This window comes from Akkermansiaceae bacterium (genome assembly GCA_024233115.1).
GTDB lineage: Bacteria > Verrucomicrobiota > Verrucomicrobiia > Verrucomicrobiales > Akkermansiaceae > Oceaniferula.
The window spans coordinates 402,933-424,316 of record JACKQB010000001.1 but is presented as its reverse complement, the minus strand read 5'-3'; the positions used below and the strand labels follow the sequence as shown (position 1 = coordinate 424,316).

The window sequence follows — 21,384 nt, the reverse complement described above, 5'->3', positions numbered from 1 at the left end:
CACTTTTTTGCCCCAGAGGTCATACACCCGTTTCATCCCCGGGTCTGGTCGACCAGCCACGAGAGGTATCCAGCCGAGCCGTCAACGACCGGCAAAGCGATGATTTCCGGCTCATCATAGGGGTGCAATGCGGCCAGTTCACGGCTCATCACGGGGAACGCCTGCCGCGTTGTCTTGATCACCGCGAGCGTTTCACCCTCCCGGCACAACTTCCCCTGCCACTGGTAGATCGACTCCACGACAGGCAAAATATTGATGCAGGCCGCGTATTGCCTTTCCACCAGATGTGTGCCAATCTGTCGCGCCTTCTCCTCACTCGGAAAGGTGCATAATACCACCAGTGCCTCAGTCATAGTTGTCACCCTAGGAAAAAAACCGCCCCTCTGCAACGAAATCCCACCGACCATGAAATCCGGATTCCTCGATAAACTCATTGCCCGCCTCGACCAGGTTGAGCCGGAGGAGGTGCAGCGGCTGGTCATGCGGCTGGTGCGCGAGAAGGGCTTTCTCGAGAGTGTTTTTGAATCGCTTCAGGAGGGCGTGATGATCCTCGACCCCGATGGCCAGATCACCTTCGTCAACCACGCTGCGTCGCGGATCTTTGGCATTGATGCCTCGAGAAGTATTGGCCAGAGCCTGTCGATGACCATCCGGGGGTTCGACTGGCACAAGCTCGCCGACCCCGACCACATCGTCAGCCGGGACATGGAGATCCTTTACCCGGAGCAACGCCATCTCAACTTCTACCTCTCCCCGATGCGCAGTGAGGTGGAGGGCGACGACCACCTGCTCGGCTACGTCCTGCTGGTCCGCGATATCACCCACTCACGCAAACAGGCGGAGGAGAACGTCGAAAGCGAAAAACTCAACGCCCTGACCTTGCTCGCAGCCGGGGTGGCGCATGAGATTGGAAACCCGCTCAACGCCCTCGACATCCACCTCCAGCTACTGGGTAGAAAACTTCGCAAACTCCCGGCGGACGACCAACAAAGCCTGTCGCACCACCTTGAAACCGCCCAGGGCGAAATCAGGCGGCTCGATACCATCCTGAAACAGTTCCTCCAGGCGATCCGCCCGACCCAACCGGAACGCGACACGCTGCAACTCCATGACCTGCTGCGCGACACCCTCAGGTTACTTGCGCCCGAGCTCGAGGAGCGCAACGTCAAAGTGAGCCTCGACCTCGCCGACAGCACTCCCCTGCTCCAGCTTGATGGCAGCCAGATCAAACAGGCGCTCTACAATTTGCTGAAAAATGCCTTCCAGGCCCTGCCCGCGAGTGGCGGACAGATCGATATCCTGTCCCGGGTCACCGACTACGAAGTGACACTGACCATCCGCGACCATGGCTCGGGCATCCCCCCCGAGGTGATGGGCTCCATTTTCGAACCCTATCACAGCACCAAAAAATCCGGCACCGGCCTCGGTCTCCTGATCGTCCGGCGGATCGTCCGGGAGCATGGGGGCGAGATTGAAATCAACAGCAAAGACGGGGAAGGCACAACCGTCACCATCTCGCTGCCACGCAAAAACCGCAACGTCCGGTTACTTGAAGACCATCATGACACCGCCGTCATTGAAATCGAACCCGTCTCCAAACCTGAACCATCATGACCTCCGCCACCCTGCTCATCGTTGACGATGAAAAATCCACCCGCGACGGCCTGCGCATGGCGCTCGAGGATGAATTTGACTGTTATGTCGCCTCCGACATCAAGGAAGCCATGACCTTGCTCCAAAGTGAGCCCATCGACCTGATGCTGACAGATCTCCGCCTTGCCGGCGACAGCGGCATGGATCTGCTCGACCAGACACTGGCGCTACCCAGCCCACCGGTTTCGATCATGATGACCGCCTACGGATCGGTCGATACCGCCGTGGAGGCGATGCGCCGCGGGGCGTGGAACTTTGTGACCAAACCCCTCAACCTCGATGGGGTGGAACTCCTGCTCAAGCGGGCACTGAGGAGCCGGTCGCTGGAAAAAAGCAATGTCCGGCTGGAGCACGAGGTGCAGAGCCTGCGGGAAAAAAGCGGCTCCAGCAAACATGGCCTGGAAAGCCTGATCGGCAAATCCCCCGCAATGCAAAAGGTGGGGGAGCTCGTCACCCAGGTGGCGCCCACCCGCGCCACGGTGTTGATCGAGGGGGAAAGCGGCACGGGTAAGGAACTCGTCGCCCATGCCATCCATCAGCTCAGCGGTAGACCGGCTGAAAAGCTGTTAGTGGTCAACTGCGCCGCCCTCTCCCCCCAACTGCTGGAAAGCGAGCTCTTCGGCCACGAAAAAGGAGCCTTCACCGGAGCCACCCAGAAAAGGATCGGCCGGTTCGAACAGGCGAACGGAGGCACCATTTTCCTCGATGAAATCGGAGAAATCGACCAGGCCACCCAGGTCAAGCTGCTGCGCGTCCTGAGTGAGCGGACCATCGAGCGTGTGGGGTCGAACAAGCCGGTCAGCGTCGATGTCCGGGTCATCACGGCGACCAACAAGAACCTGCGCACCCTGGTCAGCCAGGGCGAGTTCCGCGAGGATCTGTTTTTCCGGTTGAACGTCGTCCGTATTCTCATGCCGGCGCTCCGGGACCGAGCCGAGGACGTCATCTTGCTGGCCCAGGCGTTCCTGCGCGAATTTTCCTCGGAAAACAACAAGGAGCTCAAACCGCTCAGCGACGACGCGCTCACCTTGTTGCGGAGATACGCATGGCCCGGCAACGTCCGTGAGTTGCGTACGGCCATCGAACATGGTGTGGTCATGAGCAATGACCCCGTCATCCACAGTCGTCACCTCCCCTACTTCCTCAGATCCTCCGAGCATGGAACGGCGCCGGAGAGCCAGCACCGGATCGATTCGCACCGGGAAATCGGCCAATTGGATGAAAAGGTCGAAATCTCGCTTGCCTCCGAGGGCGAATTCAACTTGCATGTGCTGGAAATGCACGCCATACGGCGTGCGCTGCAACACACAGGGAACAACCGCACCGATGCTGCGCGCCTGCTTGGTATCAGCCGCCGCACCCTCCAACGAAAACTCAAGGAACCCGACGATCATCATTAATGCCTATTAAACCAAGCCGTGTTTGCCCTGCTCACGTACTCCTTTATTTTCTACCCAGCCCACTTCTCCCCAAGCACAATCATTTATGAGTATTTCCCATTCTTCAGGCGGTGCCTACGATCCCGCTAAGATCATTCGCCGTGCAACCTTCTTTGTCATTCTCATCGGCCTGGCCGTTGTCAGTATCTTTTTCACCTTTCAGGGGCTCTCCTCACCCCGGGGAATGGAACAGGCCCAGATCGGACGTGAGATTGCCCGCGGCAACGGCTACTCCACCAAGGTGATCCGACCGGTTGCCCTGTGGCAAATGGAGGAGGCCAACCACGAAAAACCCAGTCTGGAAAACCTACCCGACACCTACCATGCGCCCCTGAACCCCTGTGTTTATGCAGCGGTGCTCAAGGCGACCGACGCCGGTGACAACACACGTTGGAGAATGCCCCAGAAATCCAACATCTATCAGCTCGACCGCGTCATCGCCGCAACCTGCGTCATCTTTTTCCTCATCTCGATCGGTGTGAACTACCTGCTTGTGTCGAGGATTTTTGATACCACCATCGCTTCAGTAACCGCGATCCTGATGCTGTTCTGCGAGTTGATGTGGAACCTTTCCCAGTCGGGCATGCCCCAGATGCTGATGCTGATGCTTTTCTCCTGCGCCATGTTCTTCCTCTGGCGCGGGGTGGAGAATTCCGAGGAAAACAAATCAGCGCTCGGTCCGGTGCTGGTCTCCGGGGTGTTTATGTGCCTGCTGGTGCTGGCCCACTGGCTGACGCTGTGGATGTATATCGGCTTTGTGATTTTTGCCGCCATCTATTTCAAACCCCGAGGAGTCATTGCCGCCGTCCTCATGGGCATGCTGGCACTGTTTGTCCTGCCCGTGGTTTACTTCCTCTATGTCAGTCCGACCGGCAGCCCGTTCGGCACCGCCTATTACGCCATTCACAATGGACTGGGGTCCTCCGAGGACGCGATCATGCGTTCGCTCTCCCCAGCCAACGAGGAGCTTGGGCTCAAGGGCCTGCTGCTCAATATCCTGGCAACCACGCTGCGCCAGATCTCGGACCTGCACAGGAACTTCGGCGGCATCCTCGTGGCACCACTGTTTTTCCTTGCTCTCCTGCATCCGTTCAAACGGGCATCCCTCGCCTCCTTCCGTTGGCTGATTCTCCTGATGTGGGTGTTCGCGGGTATCGGCATGTCGATCTACGGCCTGAAGGCGGGCGCCATGGACCCTAACCAGATTCATATCCTCTTCGCCCCGATCATGGCAGCCTACGGACTGGCCATGGTCTCGATCCTCTGGGGACGGCTCAATATTCCGCATTCCATGCATGCGCTACGTTATGCCCACCTGATCATCATCGTGGCGATCAGTGCGGGCCCGATGCTTCTCTCCATCCCGCAGAGCCTGCAAATGGGACTCCGGGCAGAAGGATACGGCGGCTTCCCCCACTGGCCACCCTATTTCCCCAAGGCATACAACCGGACCCTCGCTGACAACACCACCAGCAAGGATGTGATCATCAGTGACACCCCCTGGGCCGTGGCCTGGTATGCCGACCGCATGGCGGTGTGGCTGCCTCAAAGCCTGGAGCAAATCGAGCAGGTCGAAGCACTTGCGACCAATCAACAAACACCGGTCTGCGGCATCCTGATCTCGCCCTACTCGTTCAACGATAAAAACATCATGGGCGTAGGCGACCCCAAAAATGGTAGCTACGGCGAGCTTTACCCGCTCGTTTTCGGTGCCTGGGCACGATTCGGCAACGCACCTAACTTCATCGACATCCACCCGTCATTCAAGCCACTCTCCCAACGTTACCAGCACAAGCAGCCGCTTTTCAGCTACGGTTACATCATGTACTATTCAAACCGTCCGGTGGTGGAGTCCGCCGAATAATTCGCACCCGCTCACTTCAAATGCCGTCCGCTAAAAAAGCAAAACCCCCCAAGCAAGCGCAGCCCCTGAGCTTCGAAGAAGCACTCGAGCAGCTTGAGGCCATGGTCGAAACCATGGAATCGGGCCAGCTGCCGTTGGAACAACTCATTTCTAACTACGAGCGGGGTGCCGCTCTTATCAGCCATTGTGAGTCCGTCCTGGGTGACGCTCGCAAGAGGCTCGAACTGATCACTCTCAAACCGAACCAGGAATCAAGCGGCTCCGCTGACGACGGTTTAAACCAATCAACCCAAGAGGAGGCTCAAGAGGGCACCTCGGCCTCTAACGATAATAATGACGACGAAATCAGGCTCTTTTGAACTTCCCGAGCTTCTCTCCCAAATAAAAAGCCCCGAGGATGTCAAGGCTCTGCCTGATGGCAAGCTCGAGGACCTTTGCGAGGAAATCCGGCACACGCTCATCCACTCCCTGGCCCGCACTGGTGGCCACCTCGGGCCGAACCTGGGTGTCGTGGAACTGACCGTGGCCCTGCACCGGGTCTTTGACAGCCCCGAGGACAAGTTCCTCTTCGATGTCTCCCACCAGGGATACGTTCACAAGATGCTCACCGGCCGGGCCGACAAGATCAATACGATCCGCACACCCGGCGGACTCAATGGTTTCCTGCTGCGCACGGAATCCGAACACGATTGTTATGGCGCTGGCCACGCCGGCACGGCATTGTCCGCAGCGCTCGGCATGGCTTCCGCGCGTGATCTCAAAGGGGATAAAAACCACGTTGTCGCTGTCGCCGGTGACGCCGCATTCACCTGTGGCCCGACACTCGAGGCGATGAATAATATCGAGGAAACCACCGAGAAGCTAATCGTCGTGCTCAACGACAACGAGTGGTCGATCGACCGCAACGTCGGTGCCATGGCAAAGTATTTTAACGCCCTGCAAACACACCCGACGTTTTCCTCCGTCCGCCACAAGGCCGCTGAGTTTGTAGGCCGGATTGGTGGTGAAAGCGTGCGCAAGTTTGCCCACAAGGTGGAGCGCAACACCAAAAACCTGATCCTTCCCAACGTCCTGTTTGAGAAATTCGGTATGCGCTACTACGGCCCGCTCGATGGCCACGATCTGCCGCTCCTGATCCGGACCTTCGAACACCTCAAGAAGCAGGACGAACCCGTCATCCTGCACATCATCACGGAAAAAGGGCGCGGTTACGACCCCGCCCTTGCCAACCCCGGGAAATTCCACGGCCTTGGCACCTATAAAGTGGAAGACGGCTCGACAACCCCGGTCGGCAAACCCACCTACTCGGAACTGTTCGGCCGGGCCGTGACGGACTTCGCCAAAAAAGACAAATCCATCACCGCGATCACCGCCGCCATGCCCGGTGGCACCAAGCTCGAGATCTTTAAAAAGGAAATCCCCGAACGCTACTTCGACGTCGGTATCGCCGAGGAACACGCCGCCCTTTTCGCCTGCGGCCATGCCACCCAGGGGCTCAAGCCCTTCCTCGCGATCTACTCGACCTTTATGCAACGCGCCATCGATATGATCATCCACGACATGGCGTTGCAAAAACTTCCTGTTAGGCTCTGCATGGACCGCGGCGGCCTCTCGGGCGACGATGGTCCCACCCACCACGGCCTGTTTGACATCGCCTACCTCCGTGCCGTCCCCGGACTGGTCCACATGCAGCCCAAGGATGAGGATGAATTCATCGATATGCTCTGGACCATGGCCAACTACGAGGACGGTCCGTCGGCTATCCGTTATCCACGCGGCGCCGGTATTGGGGCCAAACCCAAACCCGAACCTGTCCTGCTGGAAATCGGCAAGGGGGAAGTACTCCAGGACGGCAGCGACGTGGCCATCTTCAGCCTCGGCCACATGTATGAAGTGGCATTGAAGACCAAGGACAAACTCGAAGCCCTCGGCCACTCGGTGGCTCTGATCAACCCACGGTTTATCAAACCCCTCGACGCCGACCTGATCATCCGCTACGCGGAACAATGCAAGGTCATCCTCACCATGGAGGACCACGTGCTTCAAAACGGCTTCGGCGCCAGTGTCATCGAATTACTGAGTGATGCCAAGATCACCACACCCGTCGAGCGCATCGGCTGGCCGGATGCATTTATCGAACACGGCAAAGTGACCGAACTCCGCAAACAACACGGCCTGACCTCCAGCCATGCCGTCGAACGGCTCAGCCCTTACCTCGCCTGATCCTGGAATCCGCAGTTGCATTTCACCTGCTAAGTGAAAAACCCTCATTCCATAAGGAATTCAAGAGGGGAAAGGCTCATGTTTCCACTCACCCATTGGGTATTTCTGATTTCTGATTTCTGAAAACTGAAAACTGAAATTACATTGACCCCGGCGGCAAAAACGATCCATATGCGCCCATCGCCATCCGCACATGATCAACCTCTTCAACCCCCTCGTCGAACTCAGCGCACCACCATTCCCCCTGGACACCCTGGCCGATCTTCTGGCCGCGCCGGGATACGCCCACTTTCCTGAGATCATGCCCGCCTCCGCCGTCGCCGAGCTCATCGGCATCATCGAGGAAAAGGAGGCAGCCGACGACCTCCGCCTCGCCGGTGTCGGCAAGGGCGCGGCGCTCGACCGCAAACCGGAGATCCGCTCGGACTCCATCTTCTGGCTCGACGACGTCGATGCCTCCCCCGCCGTCATCCACTGGCTCTCCGCCATGCGCCAGATCCGCGAGCACCTGCGCCGCTCCCTCTTCCTGCCGCTGGAGTCCTACGAGGGCCACCTCGCGCGCTACCCGGTCGGCGGATTCTACAAACCCCACCTCGACCAGCACCACGCGTCGCCCACCCGCCAAATCACCATCATCGCCTACCTCAACACCCGCTGGCAACCCGGCGACGGCGGCGAGCTGCGCCTCTACACCTCGCCCACCGAGGGCATCCACGGCCCATACCTCGACTTCGCACCCACCGCCGGCACCATCATCGCCTTCCGCAGCGCCGACTTCTGGCACGAGGTCCTCCCCGCCCACGTGCCAAGGCTCTCCCTCACCGGCTGGCTCCGCGGCAGGGAGGTGGATCCAACCATGGTTTGATCTGAAGATTTTCTGACCGCGAAATACGCGAAATGACGCGAAAGGGGGGAGGGTTCCAACTCATCTGCGCGAGCCCCGACACATCGGGGTCTTCATCGGATGGCTGGATTTGAATCCAGAATGTTTGGGCTATTGAAACATTACACCTTCCAGCCGCCCCATCGGCACTAATAATTACCTCTGAACACGCTTCACTTGCATTGTTCGCTTGGGTTATCGGATCTCGACTAAATCTTCACCGGCGTCTAATAGCTCAATTGCCTCCGATAAATGCTTGGAGAGCAAATCCTTAAGACTTGATTCGGATGTATTTCCACACCGTAACCAAATAACTTTGGGGGGTGACCCCAGACGAACAACCATCTCTGCAAAATCCTTGTCCTTAGTCAATATCATGGCTCCTGATTCCCTCCCTTTGGTAAAAATTTCATCATCAGCAGCATCTCTTAATCCGAGGTCTCGGAGAGCCGATACCTCGTAGCCAAGTTCATCTTGTGCCCACCCGGCGATTCTAGGTGACAAGTGAGCATCTACCCAAATCATGCCGCAATCACTGGATGGTCAATACTTTCCGAGGCATAGCTGATGGAGGCAACGATATCCTCGCGCTCAAGATCAGGCATCTCATCTAAAATCTGATCAAAACTCAATCCAGAGGCTAATAAATCCAGTATGTCGGTAACTCGAATCCTCATTCCTCGAATGCAAGGACGCCCTCCGCACTGTTTGAGATTCGTTGTAATACGCGAGTTTTTCTGGCTCATGTGTGCATTATATTCCCTAATGAATGCGATGGCGAATATTTTATTAGCGAACAGAATGGAGCTGTTGCCAGCAGCATTACATTTTTTGACCGCGAATGACAGGCCTACTGCGCTGAAGCTACGAAGGTCTTGATCGACGCGCAAGGGGGGAGGGTTCCAATTCATCTGCGCGAGCCCCGACACATCGGGGTCATCGACAGATACCCTGGATCTGTGCTCATCTGTGCCACCTGTGTTAAAAAACTAATCTTCAACACGGATGACACTGATCGCCACAAATAAACACAGATCAAATCCTGGCTATTCATCCACCCCTCACAGCTATAACCTGACATCGACTTTGCCCGCAAAATAGAATCTCTTTCCATCTGCGCGGGCGGATCTCCAGGATCTGTGCTCATCTGTGGGGATCTGTGGCCATCTGTGTTTAAATAAAAATACGCTGATGTAGCCATCAGAAAGTAGATGTGGTAGAAATATGACCATAAATAAGTGACATCTTGATTTATCCGTTGTTACACAACATACCAATAATGAGCCAGTTGTGAATTTGAAAACCTAAATATTGATAATATAGGGCTTATATATGCAAATAATTATTGCTTTTGTTCTGTAATATGTCAATATCAGCACGTGTAACTGAGGAAAATAGAGTCCTACCCGCGACCTGAAATAAAAATTTCGTCCATTCCGGAGCTGAACATTAAGCAAATGTGGGAAGCAATGCGCAGTAATAAAGAGATCCAAAGGAATACACCCTCAGAGGCTAACATCCCACAACATAGAAAGGCATCCTGACCATGAGTACCGACGAACGCAGAGACAAATTTATTAAGCTGGCCGAGGCCAGAACTAACAATGCCATTAAGCAAATCAAACTGATAGGAAACCTTTCTAACCGAGGTAATTACTCATTTACAGAGAAGGATGTTGACAAGATTTACAATGCTCTCCAGAAAGAACTAAAGGGTATGAAGGAGCGGTTTTCACAATCTAACGGAGGATCCGAATTTAAATTTAAACTTTAGGAAAATGAAATGGCAATTTGAACCTCCCAATAATACCAAAGACGACCCTTCTCATCTGAGCTATTTTGACGATGAAGCTTTAGACGATGCGACCAGTGCCCTGATCCGGGAAGATATTCAAAACCGATTGGATGCAAAATCATCATCTACCACGGAGCCAATACTAATAAGGTATTTCATTCCTAAATCCCCGCTTCCAGCAGATAAAGCATCCAAATGGTTTGATGGGTTAGCTCCCCATGTGAATGCCCCACTAGTTCAAGAGAAGATAGGAACTTTCGAATTTAATTCAGATGCCCCCCTCCCATACTGTGCGATTGAATGCTTTAAAACCACTGGATTAGTCGGCAACACTGAGCAAAAACTTGATCCTGAGCCTAATGAAGAACCACAACATTTTTTTTGGTTCCTCCGGAATGTCGGACGTAGCAGAAAAAAAGGAACTAGAGGCAAATGGGGGCTTGGAAAGATCGTTTATCCAGCTTCTTCAAAACTACGTTCGTTCTTCAGCTACAGTGTAGAAGAAAATGGTATGAACAACACCTTGATGGGCAGATCCGTGCTGTCTATTCATAAAATCCCAGGAGAGGCTAATGAATATGTCTCCGAAGGCTATGGAGGCGAATTCCTAAATGAAGGTACTAATCCATACTGGGCCTCGCCATGCACAGAAGCCGACGAACTGGCAGAATTTAGAAAAGATTTCCGCTTAGATCGAAATCCAGATGAGCCGGGGTTGTCAATTGTGATACCACACCCCAAGAAGGGCATCAACTATGAATCCATTTATAACGCTTTAATTCATCAATTTTTTTGGGAATTTCTCCGAGGTACGTTAGAGTGCGTAATTGATAATGGAGAAGGAAGAACAACCTTACTGGATAAAGACACAATCATGGATGAGATTCAGACTTGGCCTCATTTTAGTGACGAAGACAAAATTCAGCTACGGGATAGGTTGTTATTTTGCAAAAAAGCAGATGACCTGTCCCCAAAACAAACGCCCGATCTTTACTATTGCCTGACAACACCAAGTTCTTACAGCAACCCTGACATAAAATCTATCTTTCCAGATACTGAAAGCTTCGAAATAGCAAAAAGAAAATATGCCGATAATGAGTTGATAGCCTTTGAGTGTCCCATTGAAATAGGCTTTAAAGCAAGCGGCCAAAAGAAAGACGCTTCATTTTTAGTTTACCTACAACAAAGTGAAGATGTCAGAATCTGTGATGAGATGTATATCCGTGATGGCCTAACAATTATTGGTGAGAAATGCATGAAAACAAAAGGCATTAGATCACTGGTACTTGCTGAGGACCCGGTATTATCTGAATTTCTAGGTGACTCGGAAAACCCAGCTCATACCAAGTGGTTAGAATCTACGGAACATTTCAAGGGAAAGTATAAGCCAGGTGCGGCTATTTTAAAATATGTAAAATTTTCTGCATCCAGAATTGCCAATGCTCTAGGTCAAATAGAGAACGAAGATCTCACATCTCTTCTTGAAGATATATTCGGCATAGATGAGCTTGAAGAAGGGAACAAAAAGAAACCTACAAATAAACGAGGTAAAAAGAAGCCCACAGGCACTAAGGATATTGTACCTCGTCCAAAATACATAGCCACATCTCCCTTAATCAAAGCCCGGGGATTTAAGATATCTCCAGATCCAGACGCGACCGACACTCCTGATGAAATTTTTATAGCAGCAGCTTTCGACACTGAGTATGGAAACCCGCTAAACAGCTACCACCCAGCAGACTTTGATTTTTCTGGTGATAATTTAAACATTTTATGTGGGGGGTGCAATATACTCGAGGCAAATTTCAACGAAATCATCTTAGAAATCGTTGACTCTGATTTTACTTTTTCTGTCACCGGATTTCAAGGCAGCAGAGATATCTACTTTAGAGCAATACCCCGCAAGAACAGGGAGGTGTTATGAAGAGGTCATACAACTATACAGGCAGAAAACGCCTGAATAATAAGGATTTTACGATCTCAAGGTTCGAGGTTGGAAGTGCGTATGAATTCATGCTTAGTTTTCATACACACGAAAATTATAATTTTCCAAACGACTCATCAGTAAAAGTCGAGGCGTATGTAAATTCAAATACTGAAAGATTCTCTCTAGGTACATGGGGCTCGCCCGATACCGAAAAACGCATACCCATCACACTTTTTGATACATCTGAAGAGGTGAAGTTCCGGCTCAAAATTGTAGACGAATCCAAACCCGAAAAACCATTAATTGCATGGAAGGATTCAATCTCCCCTATTTCTTATGATGGCTCAGGTAACAGAAGAAAAGGTATATTACCTGTCAGAGCTATGGATCTTGGTCACAGACTTTGGAAACTTGAGTGGAACGACTTGAGTCCTCGACTGCTCGTAAATAGTAGAGTTAGTGAAACAAAGGATATAAACGCAATTGTACGTGCTGATCCAGATTTTGCAGGTCTTGTATTCCCTGCAGTGCTTGAGGAAATACTCATTATATTGGCTAAGAATGAAGCCCTTGCAGAAGATGACGATTCTTGGGCAAAGTTCAGCAAACAATTCGCCCCCTGCGCACCTCCGGTTCACGATCCAGACTCAGATGAATCAGATAGAGAAATTGAGGAGTGGGCTGAAACAACTATCCAAAATTTTTGCAGTCATTTTGACATAGTACAAAATTATAAATTATTCAAATCTAACACGCCATGAGATTCCTAAACAATGAAGGGCAAAAAGCGTACCGCAATTGGGTAATTGAGGTAAAAAATGGGCATCGCACACGCACAGAACCTCCGCTTAAATTGCTCTATGATACGGACATGTCATTTTACCATCCAATAAAATTTGAACTACCCGTCTATCATGATTATATAAATAAATTCACCTTCGCTGATGAACTGATACCCTTAATACAGGAGTTAGAGAGTGGCGAATTTGAAAAAACAAATTTCCCCCTTGTGTATGATACTTTGGCACTTCTATACTTCAATTTAATCTGCCCGCCAGCTCCCAAGGAGCTATCGGGCCAAGAATTCTATTGCTATAACCCGAACTCGCAAAGGCGGTATCGCCACAGGATTCTTGGCCCCATAACGTTGGTGCTAGCAGGAAGGAAAAATGTGGAGCCTTTTTTTGATGTGCCTCCGCACGTGATGGGTGAATACGAATCTAACTTCGGAAGCCGTCAACAGATTGCAGGGAATCCAAACCTACTCGCAATTTTGAAAACTCTATATTTATCAAAAACCGATAAATCTCTTCTAACAGGGATTACGACCACAGAAACTTTTTCGCGAAAAGGTTCAAAGAAAAAAACAATCGGCAAACCAGGAACCCTTAGAAGATTCGGCCAAGTCACTAATCAGTTAGCTCGTGTGTATGACATCTACGAAGCTCAACCTGATGCTTTCTTTTCGTTTTTGCCAGATGAGTTTGGACGATGGCTTGAGTCATAGCCTCTTCGATTTCATTCCCCCTCCAGAAGACCCCGTACTGTTTCAGCTATCTTTGCAGCCAATAGCGGAGGGACAGCGTTTCCCACTTGATGATACTGTTGGGTTCTTGGCCCTTCAAAAAAATAGTTGTCTGGAAACGTTTGAAGTCTAGCAGCTTCTCGCACTGTCAAACTACGGTATTGCCTAGGGTCGTAGTGAATATAATAATGCCCATCTTTTGATATATGAGAGACTACTGTTGTTGAGGGTTCATCTTCTAGCTGAACACGAAATCGATCCCCAAATTTTGAACCATTTACAGCTTCTTCTACATTCATATGTTTGGGTAACAGCCCCTCGGGGAAATCCCGTAAATGGGGAGCACGTCCCTCTTTTCTAGCAAAACACGCACAGAAAAAATACCTCCATAAATCCTCACGGATATGGCCTCTAGTTTCGTGATTGCATACTCCCTGTAGTTTCTTATCCTTGTACCAATCAAATAGTGCATGTTTATGCCATTCAACAAATGGCCCACCTCGACTTTCTCTATGTCGCACGCCTTTAGACCCGATCAGTTGCTTCCGCATGAATTTGGCTAATTGCGAAGTCCTTTCGTTATTTTCAAATTCCAACCACCAATCCGCCTCCAATAATTTCAATAGCGCATCAACAGGCTTTAGGCCCTTCTCCCGAGTCAACCCCGGCGTTAATGGAGGAAGGTCTCCAATCGCCTCTCCAACAGACACTTGGGGCTTTGGCTGCAGCTTGCCAATTTCTCTGACACCAAGATCATTACGAATCCCGAGTAAGATTACGCGGTGCCTCGCTTGCGGTATTCCATATTTTTCTGAGCGTATGAGATAGTCGGTATTATTGAGCGCCCCTCCGTTTAAGTCGTCAGATTCAGCTACAAAAGAATGAATTGTGTATCCCGTGCTTTTAACTTTTCTTCCAAGTGCCTTATTTGGAAATTGGAGATCAGACGTTATTTGAGGGAAGATTTTCTCACCCTTCAGTTTAGCCGAAAGAATACCTTTCACATTCTCCATCACGAAGACCGCAGGTGAATGGTCGGCGATAATCCGCAAATACTCCCGATATAATAGGTGTCTATGATCTTCTTGGAACTGAGACTGCTTCGCGGCTGCTCGTTGCTTGTAGCGCGCCTTTGACTCGCCCTCTTTTCTTGCGCCTGCCCCGGACATTCTGGACCTACCCACAAGCGAATATGCTTGGCAGGGAGGTCCTCCGATTAAAACCCAATCTTTACGGCCCTTTAGTTTTTCTCCGACACGGGAAGAAACATCGTCTTTACCTAAAGTCATGCATCTTGCCTCTTCGCGTGCCTCTTTGGCTTGTTTTGGGAATGCCGCAAACAACTCAGCGCGTTCTATGTTGCCTCGTAGATACTCGTAGTATTCAACAGGGGCTCTATCCTTAGGGAACTGCCTGTAAAAGGCACGCAGCGTCAGTGTTTTGTGTGCTACTGGATCCTTTTCGATAGAAAGGTTAATTTTGAAAACGGGTTCGTTATTCTTTCCGAGAACGCTGGAAAAACCTTCTCCCAGCCCGCCAGGTCCAGCAAATAAATCAATGATAGGGATCGGCCCCTGTTTATTTTGCATAACAATAAACAGTTTATTTGTTAGCAATGGCGGAAATTCCATCGACCAAGTCGACCAAATCACAATCTAGCGCTTTGCAAAGTTTCAGCGCTGAGAGGATGGTGATGTTTCTCTCGCCACGCTCCACTCCGCCGACGTAAGTTCGATCCAGCTCAGCACTAAGCGCTAGGTCCTCTTGTGATAGATGCCTAGCTTCACGCATCATCCTTATATTTTGACCTAGTTTAACAAGGCATGGGTCTTTTTCGCTCATGCCAGACCATGGGCAGGATGATACTTAACAGTCCACGGACTATGAGTATCTTCAGAGTGATTTTTGATATGAGGCTAGGCGACAGGCATAGTTTCATTGACTGAATTGATGCTCAAGCGACGGAGCCATTGAACCTCACTCAGCCCATCCCGCATCTCCTTGCATTTTGAAATATGGGCGATAGTGTCCGGCCATGAAAAGGGCTTGTTGGGTTGATTGCGTGTCCGGGGCTCGTGTGTTTGCCGTGGTGGCCTGGGTGTTGCTTTCCGGCGTGGCCCATACAGCGGGCCTCAAAAAAATTGAGAACTGCACGCTTGTTCCCGCCCCGTGGGCGGATGGCGATAGTTTCCAAATTCAGATTCCGGCGAAGGCGGGGGATGGGAAAAATCCCGGGCACAAGGCGCGGGAAATCAACGTCCGGCTTTATGGGGCGGACTGTATTGAGTCGAAGATCCACGATGCCACGGACGGCAGGCGGGTGCGTGCACAGCGGCGGTATTTCGGCATCACGGAGGTGGGCGGCAGTCCGCAGGCGTCGATTGCCCTTGCGCTGAAGTATGGGAACATCGCCGCGAAAGAGATTCCGGATTTGCTGGCGCAGCCGTTCACGGTCCAGACGGCGTTTGCTGACGGCCGGGGGGATCCCAATTTCAAGCGGTATTATGCCTTTGTGGTTACTGCCGACGGTAAGGATCTGGCGTCCCTGCTGGTGTCGAAGGGGCTTGCCAGGGCCTTTGGCGTGTATCGCGAGACCTTTGATGGCCGGACCGCCAAGGAGTACAAGGCGCAGCTCGCCGACCTGGAACTGCAGGCGGCGAAGAAGGGTGCCGGCGTGTGGGAGCATACCGATTGGGAAAACCTCCCCGGGCAGCGTCAAGCGCAACGCGATGACGACCGGGAGAACGAGATCGGTATCGATAAAAAACAAAAGGTGCCCGCGAACAAAATCCACATCAACAAGGCCTCGCGGGACGAGCTGATGAGTTTACCTGGCATCGGCGAAGCCATGGCGAACCGCATCATCGAAAAAAGACCCTACCGGAAGGCAGAGGACCTGCTCAAGGTGACCGGCATTGGCAAAAAGACGTTGGAGAAGCTCAGGCCGTTTCTAGTTTTCCCCGCAGGGTAGGACGACTTTGTTAGATTGTTGGCTGGATGATCCTGGAGGCGGTTCAACAACAGGCCGTCCCCGCGCCAGGTCAGGCGAGGATGTCCTTCACCACCCTGGCCGGCAGGACGCCAGTCAGTCGATTGTCCAGGCCTTGGTATTTAAACGACAACCGCTCGTGCTCGATGCCGAGTTGGTGTAGGATCGTGGCCTGCAGGTCGCGCACATGCACGGCCTGGTCCGGAGTGGAGATATTGAATGACATCTCATCGGTGTCACCGTAAACCATGCCGCCCTTGATACCGCCGCCAGCCATCCAGATGGTGAAACATTTAGGGTGGTGGTCGCGTCCATAATTCGTTTCTGACAGCGCGCCCTGGCAGTAGACGGTCCGGCCAAATTCACCGCCCCATACGACGAGGGTGTCGTCTAACATACCGCGTTGTTTCAGGTCCTGAATCAGGGCGTAAGCCCCCTGGTCGACGTCCTTGCACTGCTCGGGCAGGTCGCGCTGAAGAGCGCCGTGCTGGTCCCAGCCGCGGTGGAAGATCTGGACGAAGCGCGTGCCCCGCTCAACGAGACGGCGTGCCATCAGGCATGAGTTGGCGAAAGAGCCGCGTTTCTTTACCTCGGGGCCGTAGAGGTCAAAGGTGTGCTGCGACTCGCTATCGATATCGGTGAGTTCCGGCACGCTGGCCTGCATTCTGAATGCCATCTCGTACTGCTGGATGCGGGTCTGGATTTCGGGATCGCCGACCCGCTCGTAGGATTTCCTGTTCAAGTCGTTGAGTCCATCCAGCATCATGCGTCTCATTTCGCGTGAAATCCCGGGAGAGTTTTTCAAGTAGAGCACGGGGTCGCCTTTTCCACGGAGGGAAACACCGGCGTGTTCACCGGGAAGGAACCCGCTTCCCCAGAGGCCTGCGGAAATGGCCTGCACGTTGGACTTGGGGTTGGTGTGGTAGGCGTGGAGGACGCAGAACGTCGGCAGGTCCTGGTTCATGCTACCAAGGCCATAGGAAAGCCATGAGCCGATGGATGCCTTACCACGGATCATGGAGCCGGTGTACATGAGATAGTTGGCAGGCTCATGGTTGATGGCATCGGTGTGCATCGATTTGATGATACAGATATCATCGGCCATCCTGGCGGTGTAGGGTAACAACTCACTGATCCAGGCGCCGGACTGGCCGTGCTGCTTGAACTTAAACCGGGAGGGCGCCACGGGGAAACCTTTCTGGCCCGATGTCATGGTCGTCAGGCGGACACCGGACTTTTTCAGAAACCCGCTCAGGTCTTCCTTAAAGCGTTTTTCCAGGCCCGGTTTGTAATCGAAGGTATCCAGCTGGCTGGGGGCGCCGATCATCGACATGTAGATCACACGTTTGGCTTTAGGCGCGAAGTGGGGAAGCGTTGCGGCGGCGTCCAGCGCCCCGTGGTCGCCGGCAGCCATCAGCTCCTTGGGCAGCAGGGACGCCAGCGCGGCGGCACCCAGTCCGGTGACGTTTTTGCGGAAGAACTGTCGGCGGTTGATAATACCGTTGAGGTCAAAAAGGTCGTTCATGATGAAAAATGTTAGAGGATTAATGGGTGAGGGTTTCGTCGAGGTTGAGAATCTGGGACGCGATCAAGGTCCAGGCTGCGAGTTCGGCGGGTGGGATGGACGGGTCCACCGGACTATCGCCCACGGCAACCAGCTTGGCCGCCTCCTCCGGGGTCGCTTTGAATTTTTCCCGGGCATGTCCCAGGGTATCGGCAGCGATCGCCTTTTCCCCGGTGTCCAGCTCCCGGGACATCAGGCGCAGGGTGATGTAGTCGAGACGTCCGGCATCATCGGCCGTTGCCTTGATCGCCTTGGTCGCCAATACCCTGACCGCCTCGACAAACTGCACATCGTTCATGGTGACCAGGGCGGCGAGCGGCGTGTTGGTCAACTCCCGGCGCACACAGAAGGTCTCGCGCGGGGGCGCGTTGAGCAACTCCATCGATGGATGCGGAGCGGTGCGTTTCCAGATGGTGTAGATCGACCGGCGGTAGAGCTTCTCCCCGGTATCACGTTGGTAGTTACGGGTATTGGATTCCTTCATGGCCACAGCCGACCAGATCCCGTCCGGCTGGTATGGTTTGACAGGGGGGCCACCGAGTTCATCGACCAACAAGCCGGAGGCACTGAGCACCAGGTCCCGCAGTTGCTCGCCGTGGAGGCGGAAACGGGACGAGCGTGCGAAGAGGATGTTTTTCGGGTCGGTCTGCTTTTTATCGTCGGTGAGAACCGCCGACTGGCGATAGGTCGATGAGGTAACCATCAGGCGCAGCATGTGTTGCACATCCCAGCCGCTTTCCACAAACTCGGTGGCCAACCAATCGAGTAGTTGCGGGTGACTGGGACGGCTCCCCATGATGCCAAAGTCCTCGGTGGTTTCAACAATACCCCTGCCGAACATGTAGTGCCAGTAGCGGTTGACGGTGACCCGGGCGGTCAAGGGGTTTTCCGGATTCACCAGCCACTGGGCGAGGCCGAGGCGGTTCGGGGGCACCTTCGTGTCTTTGCCCGAAAGCACAGAGGGCACCCCGGGAAACACCTTCTCCCCTTTGGAGGCATAATTGCCACGCTCGAGAATGTGGGCAAACGCCTGGCTTTTCGGCTTTTCCTCCATGATCAATGAATAGGAGCCGCGTTTGGCCAGAGCCTCCCTTTCCCTGGTCAGTTCCGCGATCCGCGATTGTCCGGTCAACGGCTTGGCCGGGAAACGGGCGTCAAACTGGTGGCGCAAGGCCGTGCGTGGCAGCTTGCTTTCGGGCGAGTGATGCAGGGCCGTTACCAAGCATTGGTATGCCAGATCCTGCACTTCCTTCTCCTTCAGGGGGCGGCTGACCACCCTGAGGTCCTGGGCGGCCACCACCCCGCGGAGCAGTGAATCGTTCCCGGCGCGGCTTCCCAGGCGCAGGGGCACGCGGGTCTGGATATTCTGACCCGGATGATTGTGGGAATAGGTCAGGGGTGCCGGCTTGCCGTTGAGATACACCGTCAGACTGTCCTTCTTTCTGGAGGGGTCATACACCACCATGACGTGATGCCATTGCCTGGGTGCCAGGGGCGATTGGGTAAACGCTTTAACAGCCTGGGTGGGCCATTGCTCAATCACATGGGCTGCCACGTGTCCGCTTTGGAGCCATAGATCCCACCCCCGGTGCTTGTCGGCGGGGTCCATGCGGGCAAGGACCGCGCCGTTGGGAGTTCCATCGACATAGATAAAGCCTCCGTAGGAAAAGCCCGGGTTGTTTTTGAAGTTCCCGAAATCCCCGATTTCCACACTGGGGCGGTCCCCGATCTGCAGAGCGTGGCCGAACACGCCAGGCAGTGTTTTTACAGCAGCATGAAGCGAGACCGGCTGACCGTTGGCTGTTCCGGTGAGGAGGTCATTCGCAGGATTCACCAGCGGCAGGTAAACTTCCTGGCCCGGGACCGGCTGGTCAACACCCGGTGGCTTGTTCTTCACCAACTGGGTGAGCCAGGCCTGGTAGTCGGCCTCACGGGCAGCGTCCTGCTCCTTCTTCCTGGCCGCGAGCGTTTTCTGGAGTGTCTCGACTTCCCGGGTGATGGCATCCATCCGGGAACGGGCACCACGCGGCGCCACGTAGATGCTTGGAGGATGGCGGCCATCGTTGCGATCCAGTGCGGCCATGGTGGTATTACGGAAATACGCTGAGATCTGATAGAACTCCTTCTGCGACACCGGGTCGAATTTATGGTCGTGGCATTCCGCGCACCCAACGGTCAAGCCCTGCCACACGCCGAAGGTTGTATTCACCCTGTCGGTGGCATACATGGCGTTGACCTCCTCGGCGATCGACCCGCCTTCCCCGGTGGTCGGCAAACAGCGGTTGAAGCCGGTGGCCACTTTCTGGTCGAGACTTGGATTCGGAAGCAAATCGCCGCCGAGCTGCTCGATGGTGAATTGGTCGAAGGGCATGTTCCGGTTGAAGGCGTCAACCACCCAGTCGCGGTAGGGCCATATTTCGCGGTAATTGTCGATGTGGATGCCGTGGGTATCGGCGTAGCGCGCGGCATCGAGCCAAAGCCGGCCCTGTTGTTCACCGTAGGCCGGGGATTTAAAGAGGTGGTCCAGGACATCGTTTACGGCTTTCGTCGGATTGGCGGCATGGGCGGTGACAAATGCCTCCGTAGCCTCGGGGGTGGGTGGCAGGCCTGTGATATCAAAATAGATCCGGCGCAGCAGCCGGCGGGGTGCCTGTTCCGGGTTGGGTTCGAGCCCGTTCTCCTCCATCTTCGCCAGCGTGAACTGATCGATCGGATTGGTCGCCCAGTGCTCCAGCTCCTTGGTGCGCGTTACCGGCACCACGGGCTTACTGGGAGCGATGAATGCCCAGTGCTCCTCGTATTCGGCACCTTGCGCGATCCATTTTTCGACCAGGGCGATTTCGTGGGCCGACATCGTTTTATGACTCTCGGGCGGAGGCATGACGGTGTCCCTGTCCTCCGACTTGAGCAGCTCGACCAGCAGGGACTCGGCGGGTTTGCCCCGGACGATGACCGGCTTGCCGTTTTCCCGTTTCTCAAAAGCAAACTGTTCGCGGTCGATGCGCAGCGGTGCCTTTTTAGGTTCGCGCGTGCCGGAGTCCGGGCCATGGCAGTGGTAGCATTTTTCCGACAGAACAGGCTGGATGTGGGCATTGAACGTCACCTTGTCGGGCAGCTGCACACTGCCTGGAGCGGCCGCGGCCTTGGGTTTATCTCCAGAGTGCTTGGGAGTGTCGTCCCGATCCCCTGGCCCACTCTCATTTTTACCACAGGAAACAAAAAGCATACAGGCAGCCATGGAGGCCGACATGATACCGGTCAAAGAGACACGCTTCGGTGCGGCACCGGATCTTGCACCGGATGCTGCACGGGATGTTGAACAATTGATTACCATGGGAAAAAACACCGTTCAGTGTATTACATCCCGATACGGAAACAAGTGTGCAATTTTTCCAAAAAAGGACAACAAAACGTCACTTTCCGGAAGGATCGTCCGGTCGGGGCACGATCTTGTTGGCCGCACATCCACAGCGACCGCCGCAACAATCCTTGTCGCTCCCCACAAGCCACACTTTGAGCCAT

General features: G+C 53.8%; 18 protein-coding genes. 11 read left to right on the top strand and 7 right to left on the bottom strand.

Annotation, left to right across the window (positions count from 1 at the left end; all coding sequences use genetic code 11):
• Positions 1-32: 32 nt before the first annotated feature.
• Positions 33-353, bottom strand: a complete 321-nt coding sequence (locus tag H7A51_01800; GenBank protein MCP5534947.1) for a divalent-cation tolerance protein CutA — start codon at positions 351-353, stop codon at positions 33-35.
• Between the two features lie 52 nt (positions 354-405).
• On the opposite strand from H7A51_01800, the gene H7A51_01795 reads away from it, so the two are divergent.
• From H7A51_01795 to H7A51_01770, 6 genes are all read left to right on the top strand, one after another.
• Positions 406-1,614, top strand: coding sequence for a PAS domain-containing protein (locus tag H7A51_01795; protein ID MCP5534946.1), 1,209 nt, complete (start codon positions 406-408; stop codon positions 1,612-1,614).
• Entirely contained in the window at positions 1,611-3,053 is a 1,443-nt protein-coding gene (locus tag H7A51_01790; GenBank protein MCP5534945.1) for a sigma-54-dependent Fis family transcriptional regulator, read from the top strand. Before H7A51_01795 ends, H7A51_01790 begins: the two co-directional genes overlap by 4 nt.
• A gap of 85 nt (positions 3,054-3,138) precedes the next feature.
• Positions 3,139-4,956, top strand: coding sequence for a hypothetical protein (locus tag H7A51_01785; protein MCP5534944.1), 1,818 nt, complete (start codon positions 3,139-3,141; stop codon positions 4,954-4,956).
• Positions 4,957-4,976: 20 nt separating this feature from the next.
• Positions 4,977-5,315: an exodeoxyribonuclease VII small subunit gene (gene xseB, locus H7A51_01780; protein MCP5534943.1), complete on the top strand. Its 339-nt coding sequence runs from the start codon at positions 4,977-4,979 to the stop codon at positions 5,313-5,315.
• Entirely contained in the window at positions 5,290-7,179 is a 1,890-nt protein-coding gene (locus H7A51_01775) for a 1-deoxy-D-xylulose-5-phosphate synthase (protein MCP5534942.1), read from the top strand. Before xseB ends, H7A51_01775 begins: the two co-directional genes overlap by 26 nt.
• Positions 7,180-7,372: 193 nt before the next feature.
• On the top strand, positions 7,373-8,044 hold the full coding sequence (locus tag H7A51_01770) for a 2OG-Fe(II) oxygenase (protein ID MCP5534941.1): 672 nt from the start codon (positions 7,373-7,375) through the stop codon (positions 8,042-8,044).
• Between the two features lie 213 nt (positions 8,045-8,257).
• Here H7A51_01770 and H7A51_01765 read toward each other — a convergent pair whose 3' ends face one another.
• Complete coding sequence (locus H7A51_01765) at positions 8,258-8,587, bottom strand: DUF5615 family PIN-like protein (protein MCP5534940.1); 330 nt, start codon at positions 8,585-8,587, stop codon at positions 8,258-8,260.
• Positions 8,584-8,808 carry a DUF433 domain-containing protein gene (locus tag H7A51_01760; GenBank protein ID MCP5534939.1) on the bottom strand — a complete coding sequence of 75 codons (225 nt, stop codon included), beginning with the start codon at positions 8,806-8,808 and terminating at the stop codon, positions 8,584-8,586. The genes H7A51_01765 and H7A51_01760 overlap by 4 nt, the downstream gene beginning before the upstream one ends.
• A gap of 800 nt (positions 8,809-9,608) precedes the next feature.
• On the opposite strand from H7A51_01760, the gene H7A51_01755 reads away from it, so the two are divergent.
• From H7A51_01755 to H7A51_01740, 4 genes are read left to right on the top strand one after another with little or no spacing between them, the layout of a single operon-like run.
• On the top strand, positions 9,609-9,836 hold the full coding sequence (locus tag H7A51_01755) for a hypothetical protein (protein MCP5534938.1): 228 nt from the start codon (positions 9,609-9,611) through the stop codon (positions 9,834-9,836).
• 4 nt (positions 9,837-9,840) lie between these two features.
• A complete protein-coding gene (locus H7A51_01750) occupies positions 9,841-11,781 on the top strand; it encodes a hypothetical protein (GenBank protein ID MCP5534937.1) in 1,941 nt (646 codons plus the stop codon).
• Entirely contained in the window at positions 11,778-12,545 is a 768-nt protein-coding gene (locus tag H7A51_01745; GenBank protein MCP5534936.1) for a hypothetical protein, read from the top strand. Before H7A51_01750 ends, H7A51_01745 begins: the two co-directional genes overlap by 4 nt.
• Positions 12,542-13,291, top strand: coding sequence for a hypothetical protein (locus H7A51_01740; protein MCP5534935.1), 750 nt, complete (start codon positions 12,542-12,544; stop codon positions 13,289-13,291). The genes H7A51_01745 and H7A51_01740 overlap by 4 nt, the downstream gene beginning before the upstream one ends.
• An 11-nt stretch (positions 13,292-13,302) precedes the next feature.
• Here the strand turns inward: H7A51_01740 and H7A51_01735 are convergent, their stop codons facing one another.
• Both H7A51_01735 and H7A51_01730 read right to left on the bottom strand, forming a co-directional pair.
• On the bottom strand, positions 13,303-14,898 hold the full coding sequence (locus H7A51_01735; protein ID MCP5534934.1) for a DNA cytosine methyltransferase: 1,596 nt from the start codon (positions 14,896-14,898) through the stop codon (positions 13,303-13,305).
• Positions 14,899-14,911: 13 nt separating this feature from the next.
• A complete protein-coding gene (locus H7A51_01730; protein ID MCP5534933.1) occupies positions 14,912-15,151 on the bottom strand; it encodes a helix-turn-helix transcriptional regulator in 240 nt (79 codons plus the stop codon).
• Between the two features lie 193 nt (positions 15,152-15,344).
• Here H7A51_01730 and H7A51_01725 point away from each other — a divergent pair, with 193 nt between their 5' ends.
• Entirely contained in the window at positions 15,345-16,280 is a 936-nt protein-coding gene (locus H7A51_01725) for a helix-hairpin-helix domain-containing protein (protein MCP5534932.1), read from the top strand.
• A 70-nt stretch (positions 16,281-16,350) separates the two neighbouring features.
• Here the strand turns inward: H7A51_01725 and H7A51_01720 are convergent, their stop codons facing one another.
• Together H7A51_01720 and H7A51_01715 are read right to left on the bottom strand one after the other, a co-directional pair.
• A complete protein-coding gene (locus tag H7A51_01720) occupies positions 16,351-17,823 on the bottom strand; it encodes a DUF1501 domain-containing protein (protein ID MCP5534931.1) in 1,473 nt (490 codons plus the stop codon).
• A 19-nt stretch (positions 17,824-17,842) separates the two neighbouring features.
• Complete coding sequence (locus H7A51_01715; protein MCP5534930.1) at positions 17,843-21,196, bottom strand: DUF1553 domain-containing protein; 3,354 nt, start codon at positions 21,194-21,196, stop codon at positions 17,843-17,845.
• Positions 21,197-21,384: the final 188 nt, after the last annotated feature.

Coding starts and splice junctions, on each gene's coding strand:
- H7A51_01775 (MCP5534942.1), top strand. CDS start 5,290: ATGACGACGAAATCAGGCTCTTTTGAACTTCCCGAGCTTCTCTCCCAA.
- H7A51_01750 (MCP5534937.1), top strand. CDS start 9,841: ATGAAATGGCAATTTGAACCTCCCAATAATACCAAAGACGACCCTTCT.
- H7A51_01755 (MCP5534938.1), top strand. CDS start 9,609: ATGAGTACCGACGAACGCAGAGACAAATTTATTAAGCTGGCCGAGGCC.
- H7A51_01790 (MCP5534945.1), top strand. CDS start 1,611: ATGACCTCCGCCACCCTGCTCATCGTTGACGATGAAAAATCCACCCGC.
- H7A51_01785 (MCP5534944.1), top strand. CDS start 3,139: ATGAGTATTTCCCATTCTTCAGGCGGTGCCTACGATCCCGCTAAGATC.
- H7A51_01725 (MCP5534932.1), top strand. CDS start 15,345: ATGAAAAGGGCTTGTTGGGTTGATTGCGTGTCCGGGGCTCGTGTGTTT.
- H7A51_01735 (MCP5534934.1), bottom strand. CDS start 14,898: ATGCAAAATAAACAGGGGCCGATCCCTATCATTGATTTATTTGCTGGA.
- H7A51_01730 (MCP5534933.1), bottom strand. CDS start 15,151: ATGAGCGAAAAAGACCCATGCCTTGTTAAACTAGGTCAAAATATAAGG.
- H7A51_01795 (MCP5534946.1), top strand. CDS start 406: ATGAAATCCGGATTCCTCGATAAACTCATTGCCCGCCTCGACCAGGTT.
- H7A51_01745 (MCP5534936.1), top strand. CDS start 11,778: ATGAAGAGGTCATACAACTATACAGGCAGAAAACGCCTGAATAATAAG.
- H7A51_01720 (MCP5534931.1), bottom strand. CDS start 17,823: ATGAACGACCTTTTTGACCTCAACGGTATTATCAACCGCCGACAGTTC.
- H7A51_01715 (MCP5534930.1), bottom strand. CDS start 21,196: ATGGTAATCAATTGTTCAACATCCCGTGCAGCATCCGGTGCAAGATCC.
- H7A51_01740 (MCP5534935.1), top strand. CDS start 12,542: ATGAGATTCCTAAACAATGAAGGGCAAAAAGCGTACCGCAATTGGGTA.
- H7A51_01765 (MCP5534940.1), bottom strand. CDS start 8,587: ATGATTTGGGTAGATGCTCACTTGTCACCTAGAATCGCCGGGTGGGCA.
- H7A51_01800 (MCP5534947.1), bottom strand. CDS start 353: ATGACTGAGGCACTGGTGGTATTATGCACCTTTCCGAGTGAGGAGAAG.
- xseB (MCP5534943.1), top strand. CDS start 4,977: ATGCCGTCCGCTAAAAAAGCAAAACCCCCCAAGCAAGCGCAGCCCCTG.
- H7A51_01770 (MCP5534941.1), top strand. CDS start 7,373: ATGATCAACCTCTTCAACCCCCTCGTCGAACTCAGCGCACCACCATTC.
- H7A51_01760 (MCP5534939.1), bottom strand. CDS start 8,808: ATGAGCCAGAAAAACTCGCGTATTACAACGAATCTCAAACAGTGCGGA.